We start from the raw sequence: 236 nt of genomic DNA, 5'->3' as shown, positions 1-236 counted from the left end.
GAAGGCTTGGTCAGCACCAGGTTCTCGAACGAGCGACCATCCGGCACGCTCGTACCGGTGATGCTCACAGTCAGGGAGCCGCCGTCGACATAGACGTCTTCACCCTGCGCGTCGTTGGTCCAGATCGCAGAAGTCTGGCCTTTCTCGATGACCACCGACTTGCCTGCACCCAGCTGCACAGTCAGGTCCTGGTCCAGGGCCTGCTTGATGCTGATGGTGAAGGTCGGCTTCTCGTT

The 236-nt window shown here is 60.6% G+C and carries 1 protein-coding gene; it reads right to left on the bottom strand.

What is annotated here, in order from left to right; all coding sequences use genetic code 11:
* Window positions 1-236, bottom strand: a 236-nt coding sequence (locus tag ACN6NG_RS30080) for an immunoglobulin-like domain-containing protein (RefSeq protein WP_474317575.1), incomplete at both ends; no start/stop codon positions are given.

This window comes from Pseudomonas sp. TSO6 (assembly GCF_056098905.1).
The sequence above is the reverse complement of the archived record's forward strand: the minus strand, read 5'-3'. Positions and strand labels throughout refer to the sequence as shown.